The following is a 636-nucleotide window of genomic DNA, read 5'->3' as shown; positions in this document are numbered from 1 at the left end:
GGGTAAAGGCGATGCGGGAGGCATCGTCGATGCAGACATGGACGTATTCCCAGCCGACGCCACGGGAATTGCTCTGGCCTGTCCTGTCGCCGGTGATGCGGTGTCCGACGCGATCGAAGCGGCCGAGGCGTTTGATATCGAGATGGATGAGGCCACCCGGCTCGGCATACTCATAACGCACGACCGGTTCGATGGGGGCGATGTCCTTCATTCGCGACAAGCCTGCACGCTTGAGAACGCGGCTGACGGTGGCCGGCGACACGCCTGTCTCCATGGCGATGTGCTTGCCGGTCAGGCGCTTTCGGCGAAGAGCGATGATCCGCTCAGCCAGGTCGTTATGCGTCTGTCGCGGACTGATTTTGGGTCGCGACGAGCGATCCGTCATCCCGTCGCGCCCATCAACCTTATAACGCTCGACCCAGCGCAAAACGATCTTCGCCGAGACCCCATAGATCCGCGCGGCCTGCGCTTGGGACAACTGGCCTTCGATGACGGCCAGAGCCATTTCCTCTCGACGCAACGGCGTCAGTCGGGCATTCTTGTGGATGTTCATTCGGAGTGATCCTGGAAAACTGAGGTGTGGTAACTCCAGTCTCCCAAATCCGCTCCGAATGGACAACCTCCCGAAAGCTCACA

Annotated in this window: 1 protein-coding gene; it reads right to left on the bottom strand. The window is 60.5% G+C overall.

What is annotated here, in order from left to right:
* On the bottom strand, positions 1-553 hold a 553-nt coding region (locus tag Q4Q11_RS31995), incomplete at its 3' end, for a leucine zipper domain-containing protein (protein WP_498572001.1).
* Between the last annotated feature and the right edge of the window lie 83 nt (positions 554-636).

The organism is Rhizobium sp. UFLA01-1127 (assembly GCF_059803845.1).
The sequence above is the reverse complement of the archived record's forward strand: the minus strand, read 5'-3'. Positions and strand labels throughout refer to the sequence as shown.